At 36.2% G+C, this 18,485-nt stretch carries 12 protein-coding genes; 8 read left to right on the top strand and 4 right to left on the bottom strand.

The window, feature by feature from the left end; genetic code table 11:
- Positions 1-320 precede the first annotated feature (320 nt).
- Genes RAH34_RS07465 through RAH34_RS07450 form a run of 4 tightly spaced genes read left to right on the top strand, consistent with a single transcriptional unit; the run spans position 321 to position 9,107 of the window.
- Positions 321-4,229: a response regulator gene (locus RAH34_RS07465; protein WP_306595684.1), complete on the top strand. Its 3,909-nt coding sequence runs from the start codon at positions 321-323 to the stop codon at positions 4,227-4,229.
- Between the two features lie 13 nt (positions 4,230-4,242).
- Positions 4,243-4,599, top strand: coding sequence for a response regulator transcription factor (locus RAH34_RS07460; protein ID WP_114820240.1), 357 nt, complete (start codon positions 4,243-4,245; stop codon positions 4,597-4,599).
- Between the two features lie 9 nt (positions 4,600-4,608).
- On the top strand, positions 4,609-5,676 hold the full coding sequence (locus RAH34_RS07455; RefSeq protein ID WP_306595683.1) for a HEAT repeat domain-containing protein: 1,068 nt from the start codon (positions 4,609-4,611) through the stop codon (positions 5,674-5,676).
- A complete protein-coding gene (locus RAH34_RS07450; RefSeq protein WP_306595682.1) occupies positions 5,670-9,107 on the top strand; it encodes a sulfatase-like hydrolase/transferase in 3,438 nt (1,145 codons plus the stop codon). The genes RAH34_RS07455 and RAH34_RS07450 overlap by 7 nt, the downstream gene beginning before the upstream one ends.
- On the opposite strand, the gene RAH34_RS07445 is transcribed toward RAH34_RS07450, so the two are convergent.
- Positions 9,104-10,339 carry a YaiO family outer membrane beta-barrel protein gene (locus RAH34_RS07445; protein WP_306595681.1) on the bottom strand — a complete coding sequence of 412 codons (1,236 nt, stop codon included), beginning with the start codon at positions 10,337-10,339 and terminating at the stop codon, positions 9,104-9,106. The genes RAH34_RS07450 and RAH34_RS07445 overlap by 4 nt on opposite strands.
- 189 nt (positions 10,340-10,528) lie before the next feature.
- Here RAH34_RS07445 and xth point away from each other — a divergent pair, with 189 nt between their 5' ends.
- On the top strand, positions 10,529-11,308 hold the full coding sequence (xth, locus tag RAH34_RS07440) for an exodeoxyribonuclease III (protein WP_306595679.1): 780 nt from the start codon (positions 10,529-10,531) through the stop codon (positions 11,306-11,308).
- A 69-nt stretch (positions 11,309-11,377) separates the two neighbouring features.
- On the opposite strand, the gene RAH34_RS07435 is transcribed toward xth, so the two are convergent.
- Positions 11,378-12,166: a LexA family transcriptional regulator gene (locus RAH34_RS07435; protein ID WP_306595678.1), complete on the bottom strand. Its 789-nt coding sequence runs from the start codon at positions 12,164-12,166 to the stop codon at positions 11,378-11,380.
- Between the two features lie 468 nt (positions 12,167-12,634).
- Here RAH34_RS07435 and RAH34_RS07430 point away from each other — a divergent pair, with 468 nt between their 5' ends.
- Positions 12,635-12,901 (top strand): hypothetical protein, encoded by a 267-nt coding sequence (locus RAH34_RS07430; RefSeq protein ID WP_164720325.1) that lies wholly within the window; start codon positions 12,635-12,637, stop codon positions 12,899-12,901.
- A gap of 160 nt (positions 12,902-13,061) precedes the next feature.
- Here the strand turns inward: RAH34_RS07430 and RAH34_RS07425 are convergent, their stop codons facing one another.
- Positions 13,062-13,757 carry a response regulator transcription factor gene (locus RAH34_RS07425; protein ID WP_114820247.1) on the bottom strand — a complete coding sequence of 232 codons (696 nt, stop codon included), beginning with the start codon at positions 13,755-13,757 and terminating at the stop codon, positions 13,062-13,064.
- Positions 13,754-15,070 (bottom strand): sensor histidine kinase KdpD, encoded by a 1,317-nt coding sequence (locus RAH34_RS07420; protein WP_306595677.1) that lies wholly within the window; start codon positions 15,068-15,070, stop codon positions 13,754-13,756. The genes RAH34_RS07425 and RAH34_RS07420 overlap by 4 nt, the downstream gene beginning before the upstream one ends.
- A gap of 190 nt (positions 15,071-15,260) precedes the next feature.
- Between RAH34_RS07420 and RAH34_RS07415 the strand changes: the two genes are divergently transcribed.
- Positions 15,261-17,339, top strand: coding sequence for a cytochrome c biogenesis protein CcdA (locus RAH34_RS07415; RefSeq protein ID WP_306595676.1), 2,079 nt, complete (start codon positions 15,261-15,263; stop codon positions 17,337-17,339).
- A gap of 7 nt (positions 17,340-17,346) precedes the next feature.
- The gene (locus RAH34_RS07410) at positions 17,347-18,465 is read left to right on the top strand and encodes a thioredoxin family protein (protein ID WP_306595675.1); all 1,119 of its coding nucleotides are present in this window, start codon (positions 17,347-17,349) and stop codon (positions 18,463-18,465) included.
- Positions 18,466-18,485 lie beyond the last annotated feature (20 nt).

Raw genomic sequence — 18,485 nt, 5'->3', positions numbered from 1 at the left:
AAAATATTCATATTTAAGATGTATTATACAGCAGATTTCATTCACTAAGCATCTTATTATCAGACAAGGTATTTTTATCTTCATAATAGATATTACTTCTTTTTTTATTTAAAACTTTTTCCCGTTAATTTTAAATAAACACACATATAGCTTTATTATCAAATTTCCTGTAACGGAATACGAAATAATTTCGTAATTTGGTTTACTTATTAAAATAATAATTTAAAGCACTTAAAAATATTTAAAATATAAACTTTAATGCCTTGATTATCATTTTTTAATAATCAAAAAAGAAAAGTCTCTAATTGTTGATATAGTATATGAAGAAGTATCCAATTCCTGCGAATGAAGAAGGGAGAATGAAGAAACTGGAGTATTTTGATCTTTTAAACCTTGAAAAAGATCCCCAGTTAGACATTTTTGCAGAAACAGCATGTCTGGTGACAGACTGCCCTGCAGCGCTTATTGCCATGATGGAAAGCGAAACCCAAACCATTCAGAGTTGCGTGGGGATGGCCCTGGATTTTGTAGACAGGAAAAGTACTTTATGCCAGTATTCTATTGCAAGTGGGGACGTTGTAGTCATTAATGATACTTTATCAGATGAAAGATCTTCTGATAATCCACTTATTCTTGCTGGTGGAATCCGGTTTTATGCAGGAGTACCTTTGATTGATGATGAAGGATTCGCATTAGGAACCATTTGTGTTATCGATTATAAACCTAAAACCATCACAAAAGACCAGATATCTGCTCTGAAAAAAATAGGAGACGCGATCACAAAAATTCTGACGGGCAAAAGGAAAAATATCCAGGCTGAGTATTTTCAACAAACTTTTACCATTTCCAATAACCTGATCTGTGTTCTGGATAAAGACTTTTTACTGAAAGAGAGTAATCCGGCTTTTGAAAACACCTTTCAAATGGATAAAGGTCAGATTCTTGGCAAGAATTTCCTGGATCTGATAGGGAATCATAATTCTCAACTCAAGTTACTTTCCAAAAACCTTCCCAATACAGATGAAGAAGTTACATTTACGACTTCAACAAAAATAGAGGATAGCCAAACGATCATTATTGAATGGTATTTAAAGCTCAATCAGAATCACTCAGAGATTTTTTGTTTTGGAATTAATATCACCCAACGTATTGAAGAAAAGCTTAAACTGGAAAGCTCTGAACGCCGCTTCAGAAGCTTCTTTGAAAACGCTATAGGCTTGATGAGCATGCATGATATGGAAGGAAATATCATTGCGGTCAACGAAAAAGGAAGAGAAACCCTTCAATATTCTGCTGAAGAGGTAGAACGGTTGAATTTAAAAGATCTTGTTCCTAAAAAGAACTGGCCTCTTCTCGAGCAATATCTCGAAAGAATTAATAAAAACCATGAAGATTTCGGGACTATGATCCTGAAAGCAAAAGGAGGTGAAGAAATGATCTGGATGTACCACAATCTTGTGGAGATCAATAAAGAAGGAAAACCCTATGTGGTGAGTACAGCACTGAATGTTACGGAAAGAGTAAGTTTGGAAAAAGATCTTGTTCATACCAAAAAAATGCTGGAGCAGACAAGTGCCGTTGCTCAGGTAGGAGGATGGGAGGTTAACCTGAAAAACAACACGGTTTTTTGGTCGCAGTCTACCCGGGAAATCCATAAAATAGATAAAAATTTCCAGCCTGATTTTGAAAATGCACTGGGTTTTTACAGTGAAAAAAGCCGTGAAAAGCTGGAATCCTTATTCGAAAAGGCTATAAAAGAAGGCGTTCCCTACGATGAAGAATTACAACTTATACAAAATGACGGGGTGATGATCTGGGTAAGGGTAAAAGGTATACCGGAATTTGAAGACGGAGTATGTACCAGAGTCTACGGAATCATTCAGAATATTGATACCTTCAAAAATATCTACCTTGAACTGGCCAGAAAAGAAGCTATGCTGCAGTCTTTTGTAAAATACGTCCCTTCTACAGTAGCCATGTTTGATAAAGATCTCAATTATGTTTCCGTAAGCAGAAGCTGGAAAGATGAGTTTCAGATGAATGACATCAGACTTATTGGAGAGAACATGTTTAAAATATCGCCCAATGTACCGGATGAGAGATTAAAAATCTATCAGGATGCACTGGCAGGAAAGGCCTATAAAAACGAAGACATGGCCATAGAAGTGCCGGGTAAGGGAATCATTCAGCATTACAGCGTAGAGGTGACACCATGGTATCTTTCCAATAATGTTATAGGAGGAATTATTGTTTCTGCGCAGAATATTACACCCTCCGTAAAAATCAATAGAGAACTGAAAAATGCAAAAAAAATGGCAGATATTGCCAGCAAAGCAAAGTCTGAATTCTTAGCCAACATGAGCCATGAAATCCGGACTCCGCTGAATGGCGTTATCGGTTTCTCCGACCTTCTTTTAAAAACGCCATTGAATGATATACAGACTCAATACCTCCATTATATCAATGAATCAGGAGAGAATCTATTGAATATCATCAACGATATTCTTGATTTCTCGAAGGTAGAATCCGGAAAAATGGACCTTATCATTGAGAAGTCTAATATTTATGACATGGTAAGCCAGGTGATCAATGTAATCCTTTACCAGTCGCAGAAAAAAAATATCGAATTACTGTTGAATATAGAACAGGGACTTCCGGAAACCATCTGGCTGGATGAATCAAGATTGAAACAGATTTTGGTCAACCTCCTTGGAAATGCTGTGAAATTTACAGAACAGGGAGAAATAGAACTTAAAGTAGAAAAGCTGAATCTGGACAGCAAGAATATCAAATTGAGATTTTCGGTAAGAGATACCGGAATTGGTATCCCTAAAGAAAAACAACAGCATATTTTCAATGCCTTTACCCAGGAAAACAGTTCCATCAGCAAAAAATATGGTGGAACAGGTCTGGGATTAACCATTTCCAATAATATTCTGAAATATATGGGAAGCAGCCTCTCGTTAGTAAGCGAACTTCAAAAAGGATCTGTTTTCTATTTTGATATCGAAGTTCCTTATGAACTATCTGATCGTCATGAAGACGAAGATCTGAAAATAAACAAGGTCCTTATTGTTGATGATAATGAAGCCAACAGGATTATTATTCAGCATATGCTTGCTTATAAAAATATAGATTCAAAGCTTGCAGCCAATGGAATGGAAGCTCTTCAGATATTGCTTGCAGGAGAGCGTTTTGATGTCATTCTGATGGACTACCATATGCCTATTATTTCCGGGCTGGAAACGATAGAAAAAATCAAGGAATTGTTCAGCAAACAAAATGAATCCTCTCCTTTGATTATTCTCCACACGTCTTCCGAGGAACATGATGTGATCAATTCTTTCCGTCAGGAAAACAATTCATTCTTCCTGCTGAAGCCTATCAAGTCTGAAGAACTCTATAAAACATTGAGACGAGCGGTAAAAAATACGGAGAAAGAGATCATCAGCATTTCACAACCGGAGACAGAAAGCTCCATACTGATGCATGCTCCGCAGGTTTTACTGGTAGATGACAACCCGGTCAATATGGTTCTAAACCATAAAATGATGCGTTCATTGGTTCCGGATGCAGAGCTTACAGAAGCTACGGATGGACTTCAGGCGGTTTTGCAGTGTAAAGAAAAAATGTTCAATATCATTTTAATGGATGTTCAGATGCCGGTAATGGATGGTATTGAAGCAACCAAACAAATCCGCTCACTCCCGGAATATTCCAATGTCCCGATTATCGGGGTAACGGCAGGTAATGTGCTGGGAGAGAAAGAAAAGTGCCTGGATTCCGGGATGAATGATTTCCTGCCCAAACCTTTAAGACAGGCAGATCTGCTGGAAATGCTTAAAAAGTATATCATTAACGAAAATAATAGCCCTGCTGAAGATTCTTCCCATCAGGAAAATTACCTCGATATAAATATCCTGAATGAACAGATAGGCGATGATGATGAGGATTTCAGAAAAATATTCCTAAATCTTGTAGTAGATCAGCTTACTCAGGCTGAAGAGAATATCAAAAAAAGCACAGCAGAAAAAGACAGTGCCAATCTGAAACTCATTCTTCACAAGCTTAAAGGAACTGCAGGAACAGCAGGATTGGTAAGACTTACTGAACGTACTGCCAACTGGGAAAATAAAGCAGATCCTGACATGGATTTTATCTCCATGGAAGAAGAAATTATCCGAGAGATAACAACAGGATTACAATTAATTAAAAATCTAATACAATAAAAAAACTAAAATTATGCTGATTCTAATCGCCGAAGACGACGAACTGATTCTAAAAACGATTGAACACAAATTATTAAAAGAAGGACATGAAGTGATCCTTACCCGAAACGGAAAAGACGCTATCGAAACTCTTAAAACCAGAGATGTAGATCTGGCGATCACAGATATTATGATGCCGTTTGCCTCCGGAATTGAAATACTTTCAGCCATTAAAACCATGGGCAAGCAGACACCGGTGATCATGCTTTCCAGTATGGGGCAGGAAGAAGTAGTACTGAATGCTTTTGACCTCGGAGCTGCCGATTTTATTGTGAAACCATTCAGTCCCAACGAATTGATATTAAGAATAAAAAGATTTTCTTCAAAATAAACTGCAACCATGTTTCTCACCACTTCTGTGCATTTTCTTTTTCTTGTTTTTCTGGGAATGCTATCCTTAGTACTCTTACTGATCATCGTTGTACTGATTTACAGCTTTTATCAGTACAGAGAATCGGTTCAGGCCTTCAGATGGTCTGAAGTGATCAATAAAAAAATCTCAGAAGTGATTGTATATGGTGAAGAGGAAATGCCTGCAGACACTAACTTTTCAGCATCTTCCGGTAGTCCTTCATTCAGAAATTTATTCCTTCAGAAACTGGCAGAATCCGAGAAAAAATTTTCCGGAGCAGCGCAAAATAAACTTAAAGACTTATTCCGGGAATATGGTCTTCAGGAAGAAGCACTGAAAAAACTCAATCAAAAAAAAGAACATATCATTGCAGGAGGAATACAGGAACTTACTGCGATGCACGTGGAAGAAGCATTGCCAAAGATTTCTACATTTTTAAGCCATCCTTCAGCTCAGGTGTATCAGGAGGCGCAATATGCAATGGTTAACTTTAAAGGATTCGAAGGTCTTCATTTCCTGAACAGCATTTCCTCCAAAATATCAGAATGGCAGCAGCTCCGCCTGCTTATTTCGATAACGCATATTCCCGAGAATTCTGATGAAAGTATTAAAAGCTGGATGGAAAGTCCTAATGAGTCCGTAGTTATTTTTACCCTTAAACTTTTAAGAAAATTTCAGATATTATCACTCTATCCTACAGTAACCGGCCTACTGGATCATCCATCTGTTGATGTAAGAATACAGGCAGTACAAACTTTATTATCACTGGAAAATTCTTCCACCATTGCTCATCTTATGGAAACATATTCCGATCAGCCGGTTGAAATACAGAAAGAGATTCTGAAAGTCATGAAAAAATCGAAAGACCAATACAGTACAGATTTTCTGAAAAATCAATTATTGAACAATATTGATTCAGGGATAAAGGTGAATGCCGCAGAAGCTTTGTGCGCTTTGGAGCAACAGGAATACCTGGCAGAAATATCTCAAAAAGAAACCTCCTCAGAAGAACTCATTCAAATTATTAAATACGCATTACAGGAAAAAGTATGTTAGAATTCTCACACATCATCTATGAAGTTGTTATTTGGCTGTTTTTGGTTTACGGAACAGCAGTAACCCTTATCTATGGCTGGATAGGAATCTATGCGCTTGGCGCTGTATTGCGTTATAAAAAAGAAAATACATTTACAGACTACAGCATCATTGCGGCCAACCCCAATGCTCCGGTATTCAGTGTTATTGCTCCGGCGTATAATGAAGGAATGACCATTGTGGAAAATGTACGTTCCCTGTTATCTCTTTACTATCATAATCTTGAAATTATTATTGTAAATGACGGAAGTAAGGATGATTCCATTCAAAAGCTGATCGAAGCTTACGAACTTGAGTCTGTAGCTTATTTTATTCAGGGAAAAATAGAAACCAATGCGGTAAGAGGAGTGTATAAAAGTAAAAATCCGGCCTTCAAAAAACTGATTGTAGTTGATAAAGAAAACGGAGGAAAAGCCGATGCTTTAAATGTCGGCGTTAATATTTCTTCCGGTGAATACCTGGTCTGCATTGATGTTGACTGTATTCTCGAGCAGGATTCGATTTTAAAACTCGCAAAACCAATGCTGGAACAGACCGACAAAAAGTTCATTGCCTGCGGTGGAGTGATTCGTCTGGCCAACAATTGCGTCATTGAAAACGGAAAAGTGGTAAGTGTCAATATGCCGAAAACCCTGCTGGGAAGAACACAGGCATTGGAATATATCCGGGCTTTTGTACTTGGACGTATGGCATGGTCCAGAGCATCAGGACTGATTTTGATCTCCGGTGCTTTTGGAGTCTTTGACCGGAAAATTGTACTGGCCTGCGGCGGTTATGATAAAAACACAGTGGGAGAGGACATGGAGCTGGTGGTAAGAATGAGAAAGTACATGGAGGAAAAAAATGAGCCTTACGAAGTACTTACTATTCCGGATCCTCTATGCTGGACAGAAGTTCCCGAATCCAAAGATATTCTTAGAAAACAGCGAAACAGATGGATGCGCGGCACCATGGAAACCCTTTGGAAACACAGAAAAATGATGTTCAATCCGAAGTATAAAAAACTAGGGATGGTAAGTCTTCCTTATTGGTTCTTCTTTGAATTTCTCGGTCCGCTCATCGAATTTTCTGGATACATTATCTTTATCATCTTTTTATTGCTCGGAATTATCAACTGGCCGTTCTTTATCGTTCTGTTCGCCCTTGTGATTTCAATGGGATTTTTATATTCCATCTATGCGATACTGGTGGATCTCGTAAGCCATCAGGTTTATACCAAAAGAAAAGACTTCTTTAGATTGATTTTCACGGCTTTTTCCGAACCTTTTTATTTTCATCCCATAGTGGTAAAAGCAGGCGTTAACGGATTTATAGATTATTTCAAAAAATCTCATGGCTGGGGCGAAATGACAAGACAAGGTTTCAACCAAAGCACACAGCATTTACCGCTGAAAGAAAGAATATATGCTATTCTTCAGGCAGGACTCAAAAAATGGGGAATGCTGGCGTTGGTTTTCTTTGCATTATTTTTAATAGGAGTAACCGCAGAATCTCTATGGTACAAATATACCTTTCCAAAATTTGAAACATCAGCCATTATTGGCCGTCTTTTCTTTGAAAATATCTTATTTGCACTGCAGCTGACTTTCTGTGTCGGAATTCTATATCTGATTATTAATTTTATCAAAGAAGGCTGGGCAAGAATCCTTGGAGTGCTAACCCTGGTTGTTGTAGCCGTTACACAGTATATCTTATTCCTGTATTTTTCTGAAAGCCGTAACGTATTGGGGGCAGATCTTTTATACTACAGCAAAGAAGAGATGAAACAGATTTTGCAGGCAAGCGGAATGCTCAACTTCAAAAACTTTGCATTACTGGGAATTTTAATAGCGGCTTCTCTTGTTCCTTTATGGATTGCCGGTAAAACAGCGTTAAAATCAATCTATCCAGGAATGATACTATTGATTTTCGGGTTAGCAGCATTCTTTATTCCTTCCAGTTTAGTAGGAGCAAAGGTTTTGAATTCCGAAAGTGAGTTTAATCAAAATGCGGCAAAAAGTAAATGGGCATATTTCTTTAAATCCAACGAAGAAAATTTCATCAGCGACCATCCGGAACTTACTGAATTGCTGAGTAATAATGAAAATTTTACTACCAATGCGGAAATGATCGATAAAAACTTTCCGTTCTGGAGAAAAGAAAACACACCAGACTTTCTGGGATCTTACTTCAACAGGTCTGAGAAAGTCCCCAATCTTGTTTTTCTTGTTATGGAAGGCTTCGGACATGCGTATACATCCCCGAAAGGATATATCGGCAACTTCACCCCTTATCTTGATTCCTTATCCAGTAAAGGGTTGTATTGGGAAAACAGTTTAAGCTCAGCAGGAAGAACATTCGGAGCATTACCATCATTGACGGGGTCTCTTCCTTTCGGAAAAAACGGCTTCCTTGAAATAGAAAAAACACCGGAGAATTTCAATCTTTATAATATCCTTAAAGCAAACGGATTTGAAACAGGATTTTATTACGGAGGTCATGTATCATTTGACCGCTACCGCGAATTCCTGGAATATAGCGGGGTAGATCATATCGTAGACGAAGCCTCATTCAGCAGTCCTTACCGTAAGCTTCCTGCCAACAACGGGGAGAGCTGGGGTTATGAAGATCAGGCTGTTTTAAGTAAAATGCAGCAGCAGCAGAAACCACAGAATCAACCCTATTTCAATATGATACTTACACTTTCAACCCATAATCCTTTTTTAATCAACAATAAGGATTATTATGAAAAGTTGTACAACCAAAGGCTTAACTCAGGGATTTTAACCAAAGAACAGAAAAAATGGGCAGCCGCGCACAAAAATCAGCTCATCTCCGTATTGAACGCTGATGATGCCATGAAAGGTTTCTTTGAAAATTACAGCAAACGCCCGGATTTCAAAAACACTATTTTTGTCATTACAGGAGATCACAGTATGCCTGAAATTACTTTAGAATCTAAAATTGACAGATTCCACGTGCCCTTATTGATCTATTCACCCTTATTAAAAGAATCAAAACGTTTTCATAAAACAGTAAGTCATTTTGATATTGCACCTTCTATTTTAGCCTACTACAGAAATAATTATAAAATCACTACCCCATCTACAGTAACGTGGGTGGGAAGAGGCTTCTCCGCAGATTCTGAAGTCAGCAAGGCCGGAATTCCGATGATGCAGAGTAAAAACCAGCTTATAGATTTTGTATCTGAGAAGTATTACATTCACGACGGACAGCTTTTCACCCTTAAAGACATGGAGGAAGATAGTTCCAATGATGCCGCGGCCATGAGTAAAATCAACGGAAGGTTCAATCAGTATAAAAGCATGAATGCTCAGTTTTATTCCACGAAAAAACTAATGCCGGATTCGGTCATGGTCAACTTTAAGAAAAAAACAAAATCAAAGTTTTAAAACTTTCGGGTATAGCTTAAAGTAATATCAAACTGATTTCCTTTCTCCCCCGGACGGAATTCCTGGTTGTAATACATGGTTCCTACAGAAAAAAGATTGACGGAGCGGTAAGAGAAATTATACTCAGCACCTACTTTAAAGGTTTTAAGCTTAAAGGTCTCATTTTCCAGAAGGTTATTTCGGTATTCTTCCGGGCTTATCCCGGTTCCGATCTGAAAAGCAAAATAGTCCTGAGCTCCTTTAGTATAATAACGCACCGTTCCTGTATAAGAATGGGAGATGTTTTTGCTGTCAGGCGTTATGTAAGTACGGAGATTGAACCAGAAATTTTTGTAGTATTTTCCTACAGCTGCAGTATACATCCAGATGTTGTTGCTGAAATAAAGCTGACGGTATCCCAGTTCTGCCTCAAAACTATGAGGAAGATTGGCATTCAGGGAAACTCCGGTACGGTATTTCGGAAACAGACCTACATCATCAGAATATCCTCCGCCTACATAAAGGTAGAACATTTTGGAAAGTCTTGGATATGCTTCCAACTCAATTTGTGTACCGCCTTGTGCAAATTTGTTCGCATAGTTACCACGAAGAATCACAGAACCAATAGGCGTAATTCTCTTATAACTTACCCCTACAATATGCCAGTCATCATCAAACTGCTTGTCAAAATGGGAATAGTTGTAAATAATTCCAATAGCATTTTTAGAAGACAGATCCTTGATTCTTACTGCAAGAGCCCTTGCTTCTGTATTTTTTGGATTAATACTTAATAGAGTAGTTACCGCTTTATCAGCTTCCTCATAATTGTCCATTCCAAAATATACTTTTGCTTTCAGGAGTAATAATGGTTCAGATTTAGAATGATAAGAAAGTCCCTTATCTATAATTTCGATAGCCTTGATATTCTGATCATTCCAGTATTCCAAGGAAGCATACGCCAGGAAATAATCTTCATCCTGAACCTCTCTTTTTCCGAGATCTTCAAACACAGCTCTTGCTGCAGCCAGATCTTTGTTCCAGGTATATAATCTTCCCAAAAAAACAGAAATATCAGTATAATTGGGAGCTTTTTCCAATGCTTCTTTTGCCAGAGCAATAGATGTAACATAATCTTTCTGTTCGAAAGCAGTGGTACGGGCTTTAGCAAATAGTTCATCAGCAGTAAGACTCTGTTGGCTATATAGGGTAACGGGAAAAAGTAATGCTAATAAAAAGGTCTGATATCTTTTCATCGAGGTTTATTATTAATGAGCTACATCTTTATCACAAATATATTGAACTTTTATCTCTCAACCCAGAGATTATTCATCAAAACTTATTTTTTTAAGATTATTATTCCACAAAACATCAGATAATAGATATTTATGATGGAATAATTATTGTCGTAATTAAAAAGAATTGATTTTTTAAAAAGCTTCATCATGAAAATAGCAACGTATAACGTGAACGGAATCAACGGCAGGCTTCCTGTTTTACTCAAATGGCTGAAGGAAGCTTCACCAGACATCGTCTGCCTTCAGGAGCTAAAGGCTCCACAGGAACGTTTCCCTGTACAGGAAATCAATAAAGCTGGATATCAGGCGATATGGAAAGGGCAGAAAAGCTGGAACGGAGTAGCTATACTGGCAAAAAACAGAGAAATCACCGAGGTGCAAAGAGCTTTACCGGGTGACACAGACGATGTTCAAAGCCGTTATATAGAGGCTATTATTGATCAAATGGTCATCTGCTGCCTGTATCTTCCCAATGGAAATCCTTATCCCGGACCTAAATTTGATTATAAATTATCCTGGATTAAACGTTTTAAGAGACGAACCAACCAGCTCATCAAAATGGAACTCCCTGCCATCATTATCGGTGATTTTAATATCATTCCCGAACCTATGGATGTATATAAACCTGAACGTTGGGAAAATGATGCACTATACAGAACGGAAGTGAGAAAAGCATTTAAAGATCTTCAGAAAAAAGGATGGCTTGATTCTATACGAAGTCTCTATCCGGACGAAAAAGTCTATACCTTCTGGGATTATTTGTATAAAGCGTACGACCGCAATGCAGGAATGAGATTAGATCATATTCTATTAAGCCCATATCTTCAGCCTAGACTGGCTTCCGGTGGAGTAGACAGTCATGTACGGAGTTGGGAAAAAAGTAGTGATCATGCTCCCGTGTGGGTTGAGCTATCGGATCATTTATAATAAGAGAAGTTCATCTATAATAAACTCCCGGAGTAAAAACCGGGAGTATATTAATAACTATTGTAAATATTAAGATTGTTTACGGCGTCGGCCTGAAACCTTTTTATCAAGATCCCGGATATCCTGTCTCAGTTCACGGAACATCTCTTTAAAATTGTAGCTTTCATAATCGCCTGGTTCAAAATCTTCTGGGAAAATTCCTGAAGCATACTGCCAGATTTCCACTACTTCTTCAAAAGGAATATCATAAGGCTCATAAAATGAATTGTCAGCACTTACACAGATGGCATTTTCTTTTCTTTCTTTAAAACGCTTGTAGGTAATTCCATCATTTAAGGTCACAAAAACATAGGTTTTACCTTGCTTCAGTTCATTGATTCCTTCTACATATTTTCCAACAATATACGATCCGTTCCTGAACGGAGGCATAGAATCTCCATCTGCAGGAAACGCTCTGTATTTTCCATTGGTAAGAAAAGGAAGAGCAATACGCTGAAGACTTTCGATATAGTCTATATCACTATAACCTTCCAGATACCCCATTGAAGCTTTCTGAGGAATAATTTCTATCGTATCATTTCCATGATTATCCACCGCAACCGGAAGAACAATTCTGTTATCGGGAAGCTTTAGCATTTCATCTATCGGGTGCTTCTCAATATCTACAGACAGCATAAGGTCAATACTTACGTGGAAATATTTTGAAATTTTCACCAGCAGCTCGATTGGTGGTTCAGAAATTCCGTTTTCATATTTTGAGTACCGGACTCTTGAAATCATGAGTTCATCGGCTACATTCTGTTGGGAGAGCTTTCTCCTGGCTCTTAAAAAGCGTATATTATTTGAAAAAACTGACATTGATATAAGTATGTCAGCAAAAATACAAAATTTGATCCCGTTATCAATAAACAGAAAGATTTTTACTACCGGAAGAACACAAATTTTAGCTTTCTTTTTTCCATTTTCCTGAAAATGACTCCACGGGAGTGTTTCAAATGATCAGTTTTTCCTTACCAAAAGCTTATTTACAGGTTCAATGACACAGCTTCTATTAATATTGAAAAATAAACATCAATAAAGAGTATTTAATGCAAAAATAATAACTCTAAATTCCACAAATTGAGTTATTATTTTTAACTTTTAGAAAATCAATCACATATAAGTGAAAACAATATTTTTATTAAAACACAATCATATTAATGAAATATTAAATAATAAAAACATATAATTAATTTATTGAAAATAATTTGTAATAATGAACTTATTATTCATATATTCGTGATGTAATAATCATATAAAATTATAGTTATGAAAAACTTAAAAAAATTGGACAGAAACGAATTAAAAGCTATTTCAGGTAACGGATTACTAGATCCAATCGGTGGTCTTCTAGGTGGACTAGGAGGCGTAGTAGGTGGAGTAGTAGGCGGTGTAGGTACTATCGTTGGTGGTGTAGTTACTGGCGTAGGATCTACAGTAGGTGGAGTAGTTGGCGGTGTAAGCACTGTTGTAACTAACGCTTTATGCCAGACACAATGTGTTGTGAATGGGGTAATCCACATCAAATTACTTGAGTGCGGATCAACTTGCTAGTCAGCAAGCATTACATGTAAAAAACAGACCGCTCTTTTCAGGGCGGTTTTTATTTTTAAGATCATCAAGAGATATGCATATGAAAGGTCGCCCTTTATTTTTTTGGCGAACAGCTCAATTATTGCTCAGGCAAAATGAGACCAATAGTTTGAAAATCGTATCAGTCAATTAACTTGAAGCCAACCCCTCTGATATTTAATATTTCTACTGTCGGATCAAGAGCCAGGTATTTACGCAGTCGTGTTATATAGACATCCATGCTTCGTGCCGCAAAAATATTATCATCACCCCATAGTTTAAGCAAGGCTGTTTTACGTTCCAGTACCTGATTTTTGTTAATAAGCAGCAGATGTAATAATTCGGCTTCTCTCTGGGATAAATCAATTGTAATGTTTCCCAGGACAATTTCAAGTTTTTTAAAATCAAAATGAAACTTACCAATTGTGTTATCCACTAAGTTGGCTGTATTAGTTTCCCCTTGATTTACCGAACATCTTCTTATTAATTTTTTTATTCTTAACATAAGCTCTTCCATCCCAAAGGGTTTTTTCATATAATCATCTGCCCCAATTTCCAATCCCTTTATAACATCAGCAGTTTGTGATTTAGCTGTTAAAAAAATAATAGGAACCAGATCATCTATTTTCCTGATATCTTCAACCAAAGAATAACCATCCTTTCGGGGCATCATAACATCCACTACACAAATATCGGGCTGTCTATTTTTAAATTTTGTCCAGCCTTCTACACCGTCGCCTGCAATGTCTATTTCGAAACCATTCATTTCTAAAGTTTCTTTGATGATCATTGCTAACATAGCTTCGTCTTCTACTAATAAAACTTTTATTGTATTCATATATGTGGAAATTTTATAATAAAAGTGGTTCCCAAATTTAATTTGCTTTTAACGGTAATTTCTCCATTTAATGTATTCACAAGCTCCTTTACAAAATTCAAACCCAATCCATAACCTTTTACATCATGAAGATCTCCTGTAGGAACCCTGAAAAATTTATCAAATATATAAGGAAGGTATTCGGAATTAATACCTTTACCGTAATCCTCAACTAAAAATTGAATTCCATTTTTATCTGGAGAAACTTCCAAAAGAATATCTTCCGTAGTACCTGCATATTTTACCGCGTTATCCAACAAATTAGAAAGTACCGTATGGATAATATAGGGATCAGTGTAAAAACTGTCCTCTTTTAGTGTATTGATATATTTTATTTTGATGTCTTCGTTAATAGTAAATCTATTGACAATGGTTAGAATTAAATCATTTAAGTGAACTTCAACAAGGTTGGCAGAACTTGAACGATCACTGTATTTCACAATATCCAGTATCCTGTCTACATTTTGATCAAGCTTGTTCAGAATATCATTATTGAGAGTAAGGTATTTTTTTGCCTTGTCCACATCATTAATTGCATTAAAGTTTAACAAGGCCTCATTTGATGATTTTAGTACGCATATCGGAGTCCGGAGCTCATGGGTCATATTGTTGATAAAGTCGTTTTTAACATCATCCAGTTTAGATTGTCTTTTTATAGTAAGAGCCATAAAATAAAGGCTTCCCCCAGATAAAACAATAAGAGCCATTGAAATTAATAAAGGAATTAAGTTGTGTTTAAACAGATACCCATCTAAATTTTTAACTCGAATTTTAATAAACAAATCTTTTTTGGAAAATGGAACGGGTACATAGTAAGTTTCTTTCAGGGGTGTTTGATTATTGCTAAAAGTAAGATCAAAATCGAGAGGAATATTGTTTTTAGCCAACTCTTGTTTCAATATCTTTTTTAAATCCTTTAAATCAATTGATTTATTTGATGAAATAAGTTGAGACAAAATTTTCTTCACATTATCTAATTGATTTTCGGGTATTTGTATATCCTGCATAATTGAAAAATTCTTCTTACTTCCCCGAACAGGATATTTTTTCGTAACATAATATAGAAAAGAATCATCATCTTTTATTACCGGCAATGTATCAAATTGCTTTAATTCATAAATGTCAATACTTTTCTTCAATATATTCTCAATATTGTTTTTTACATTTTCTTCTGTTGTTTTATATGAATTATAGACCCAGTATAGTTGGAAAACCAAAATAGAGGTGGCTGTAATTGAAACAATTAAAAATACTTTTCTAAATTTTTTTTTCACTTTTTATTCTGCAATTAAGGTTAGAGTAAGAAAGTTTGTCAACATGTTTTTGTATCACAAATGTACAATTTATTTGCCCTTTGATTTACAGTGGTTAACACTAGTTAACACTAGTTAAATATCGATTAACAATTTTACTGATAAAGTGTATTTAAGTTTGTATTGTAATTAATCAAAAATAAGTCTTGAAATGAAATTTAGAAATTGTTTTTTATTAATTCTGCTATTTTTAACAATAGGAATTAATGCACAGATAAAAAATCCTGTAAAGTTTAAATTCACCATCAATGACCTGGGGAATAATCAATACGAAGCAGTGTTGAATGCTACCATGGATGACGGATGGCACATTTACTCTAAAGATCTACCGAAAGATACCGGAATTCCAACGGATTATAAAGTAACAGGAAAGAATATTGAGTTGATCGGAAAATTTACCGAAGTAGGTAAAAAGCATGAAGAGTTTTCTGAAGCGTTTGGGGGAAAAATCCTTTATTACTCCAATTCTGTCGGATTTAAGCAGAAATTTAAATTAAAAGATCCGACAAAACCCGCAGACGTCACTTCTGAGATTAAGTATCAGACCTGTGACGACAAAGTTTGTCTGGCTCCCAATACTTTGGAATTCAATCAAAAAGTTACACCAAAGGGAGCAACAGAAAATACTGTAACGGAGCAAAAAACTGGCCCTGTAAAAGATTCTGTAAAAACAACGGAGATCATTACTAAAAGGCCTGCAAAAACAGAAACTTCGATCACGAAAACGTCAAAACTGGATCCTAAGCAGCTGAAAATTGAAAGCATTGATATCAAAAAACCATTGACAGATTGTGGTACTGCCTCTGCCAAAGTAGATGAAAACTACTGGACGTATCTATTCTTAGGATTTATCGGAGGATTAATTGCTTTGCTTACACCTTGCGTTTTCCCGATGATTCCACTTACCGTTTCATTCTTTACCAAAGGAAGTAAAGACAAAGGCAAAGGGAAAAGAAATGCTCTTATTTATGGGTTTTTCATTCTTCTGATCTTTGTTTTACTAAGTATTCCTTTCCATATTATTGATGGAATTGCCGGAAATATCTTCAACCAGATTTCTACCAGTGTATGGCTGAACATTGCGTTCTTTATCATATTCGTCTTCTTTGCCGGAAGTTTCTTCGGGTACTATGATATTACTTTACCAAGTTCTATCGCCAACAAATCTTCCAAAGCAGAAGAGGCAGGAGGAATTATCGGTATTTTCTTCATGGCATTGACCCTGGTGATTGTTTCTTTCTCATGTACAGGACCTATTTTAGGAAGTTTACTGGGAAGTGCGGTAACAGGTTCATCCAATGTTCCGATGCTGTTGACTTTTGCATTGGCAGGGTTCGGAATGGCGTGGGCGATTATTTTTGGATTGCTGGCCTTATTCCCGCAGGCATTACAAAGTCTTCCGAAATCAGGAGGATGGATGAATACGGTAAAAGTTGTTTTAGGGTTTGTAGAACTGGCATTAGCATTGAAATTCTTGTCTAAAGCAGACCTTGTATCCAAAACATTCTTCTTAAAAAGAGAACTTTTCATTGCGATCTGGATTATTATCGCCTTAGGATTAGCCATCTATTTATTAGGATTGATCAGATTCCCTCATGATGATGAAAAGCCTAAAATCTCTGTCACCAGAAAAATATTAGGGGTATTGGGAATTGGTTTCGTGATCTATCTGGTTCAGGGGTTAATCCCATCTGACCGTCCGAAACTTCAGTTATTAAGTGGAATTTTACCTCCAATGAACGTAAGCTATTTCCATAATGAAAAAGACGGGATTTTAGGAATGCATCCGGAACACGACTACTTCAAAGCAGTAGAAAGGGCCAAAAAAGAAGACAAACCCATCCTGGTCGACTTCACTGGATACGGGTGTGAAAACTGTAGAAAAATGGAGGAATTTGTATGGAGCGATCCGGATATCTTATCGATTCTTCAGAACGATGTAGTACTGGCTTCTCTCTATGTAGACGACAAAGAAGAACTTCCTGAGGATCAGAAAACCAAAATCGACCTTGGAGACGGACAAATCAAAAAAGTAAATACAATTGGAGACAGATGGAGTTTATTCCAGCAGGTGAACTTCAATAATAACTCTCAACCTCACTATGCTTTAATCACTCCGGACGGAAAAGTCATCAACGCTCCTGTTTCAGGATATATGTCTAAAGAGGATTTCAAAAAATTCCTGGAATGCGGAGTGAATTATTACAAAAAAAATAAAAATTCTAAATAAAAAAAGTATGAAAAAGTTAATCATCTTATCGTTAATCATTTTTGGAGCATGTTTTTATGCTCAGGGAATTAAATTTGAAGAAACCAGCCTTTCTTTGGCTAAAGCTAAAGCTAAGAAAGAAAATAAACTTATCTTTATTGATGCCTACACTTCATGGTGTGCACCATGTAAATTAATGGCAAAAAATGTTTTTCCATCTTCCAATGTAGGAAATTATTATAATGATAATTTTATTAATGTAAAAATTGATATGGAAAAAGGAGAGGGAATTGAACTGGCAAAAAAATATAAGATCGGTTCTTATCCAACATACCTGTTTATTGATAGTACAGGTAAAGAAATATACAGAGATTCAGGCTCACACGATGAAAATAGTTTTATTCAAGTCGGAAAGAATGCACAGGATCCTAATAAAAATCTTTCGACACTCAAAGAGAAATTTGAGAAAGGAGAAAATAACCCGGACTTTTTGAAAAATCTGATAAATTTAACTGTTAGGTCGGATCAAGATTTTGCAGTTAAGGTTTTTGAAAGGTATTTCAATTCTAAAACTCAGATAGATAAAGCTGATGTTCAATTATTAACATCAAATATCATTGGTACAGCATCTCAACTGTATAATTTTTTCCAGGAAAAAAAATCAATTATCCTAAAAGCTATTTCGGAAGAAGAGTATAATACTATAGATAAAAAAATTAAAACAAACACTCTTTTCTATCGTTTTCAACATGATCCAAATAAATTTACTGATGATAGCTCTCTGGCTGAAGCCAGCAAGTTTTTAAGTAAAGAAGAAGCGCAAAAGGAATTATTGAAATGTAAGGCTTATAACGCTCTGTCACAAAAAGATATTGCGACTTTCGAAGCATTAATGCTTGAAGCTTATAAAGAATATTCTACAGTCAGCGATGAAGACCTTTCCAAAGCAGCATGGTATTTTTCTGAAAATGTAAATACAAAATCTTCTTTGGAAAAAGCGATTGTATGGGCACAAGAATCTGTAAGGAAAAATAAAAACTATTATAATGTCGATACTCTGGCCCGTTTGTATCAAAAAGTTGGAGATGACGTTCAGGCAAAAAAATGGAAAGAAGAAGCTGATCAACTTAAAATGTCTGAAAAATAATGAAAAATAAAGGGATCAAT

This window comes from Chryseobacterium sp. WLY505, assembly GCF_030846215.1.
Lineage (GTDB): Bacteria > Bacteroidota > Bacteroidia > Flavobacteriales > Weeksellaceae > Chryseobacterium.
Note: the sequence above shows the minus strand (reverse complement) of the source record. Positions and strands in the feature narration are given on the sequence as shown.

Coding starts and splice junctions, on each gene's coding strand:
- RAH34_RS07465 (WP_306595684.1), top strand. CDS start 321: ATGAAGAAGTATCCAATTCCTGCGAATGAAGAAGGGAGAATGAAGAAA.
- RAH34_RS07460 (WP_114820240.1), top strand. CDS start 4,243: ATGCTGATTCTAATCGCCGAAGACGACGAACTGATTCTAAAAACGATT.
- RAH34_RS07455 (WP_306595683.1), top strand. CDS start 4,609: ATGTTTCTCACCACTTCTGTGCATTTTCTTTTTCTTGTTTTTCTGGGA.
- RAH34_RS07450 (WP_306595682.1), top strand. CDS start 5,670: ATGTTAGAATTCTCACACATCATCTATGAAGTTGTTATTTGGCTGTTT.
- RAH34_RS07445 (WP_306595681.1), bottom strand. CDS start 10,339: ATGAAAAGATATCAGACCTTTTTATTAGCATTACTTTTTCCCGTTACC.
- xth (WP_306595679.1), top strand. CDS start 10,529: ATGAAAATAGCAACGTATAACGTGAACGGAATCAACGGCAGGCTTCCT.
- RAH34_RS07435 (WP_306595678.1), bottom strand. CDS start 12,166: ATGTCAGTTTTTTCAAATAATATACGCTTTTTAAGAGCCAGGAGAAAG.
- RAH34_RS07425 (WP_114820247.1), bottom strand. CDS start 13,757: ATGAATACAATAAAAGTTTTATTAGTAGAAGACGAAGCTATGTTAGCA.
- RAH34_RS07415 (WP_306595676.1), top strand. CDS start 15,261: ATGAAATTTAGAAATTGTTTTTTATTAATTCTGCTATTTTTAACAATA.
- RAH34_RS07410 (WP_306595675.1), top strand. CDS start 17,347: ATGAAAAAGTTAATCATCTTATCGTTAATCATTTTTGGAGCATGTTTT.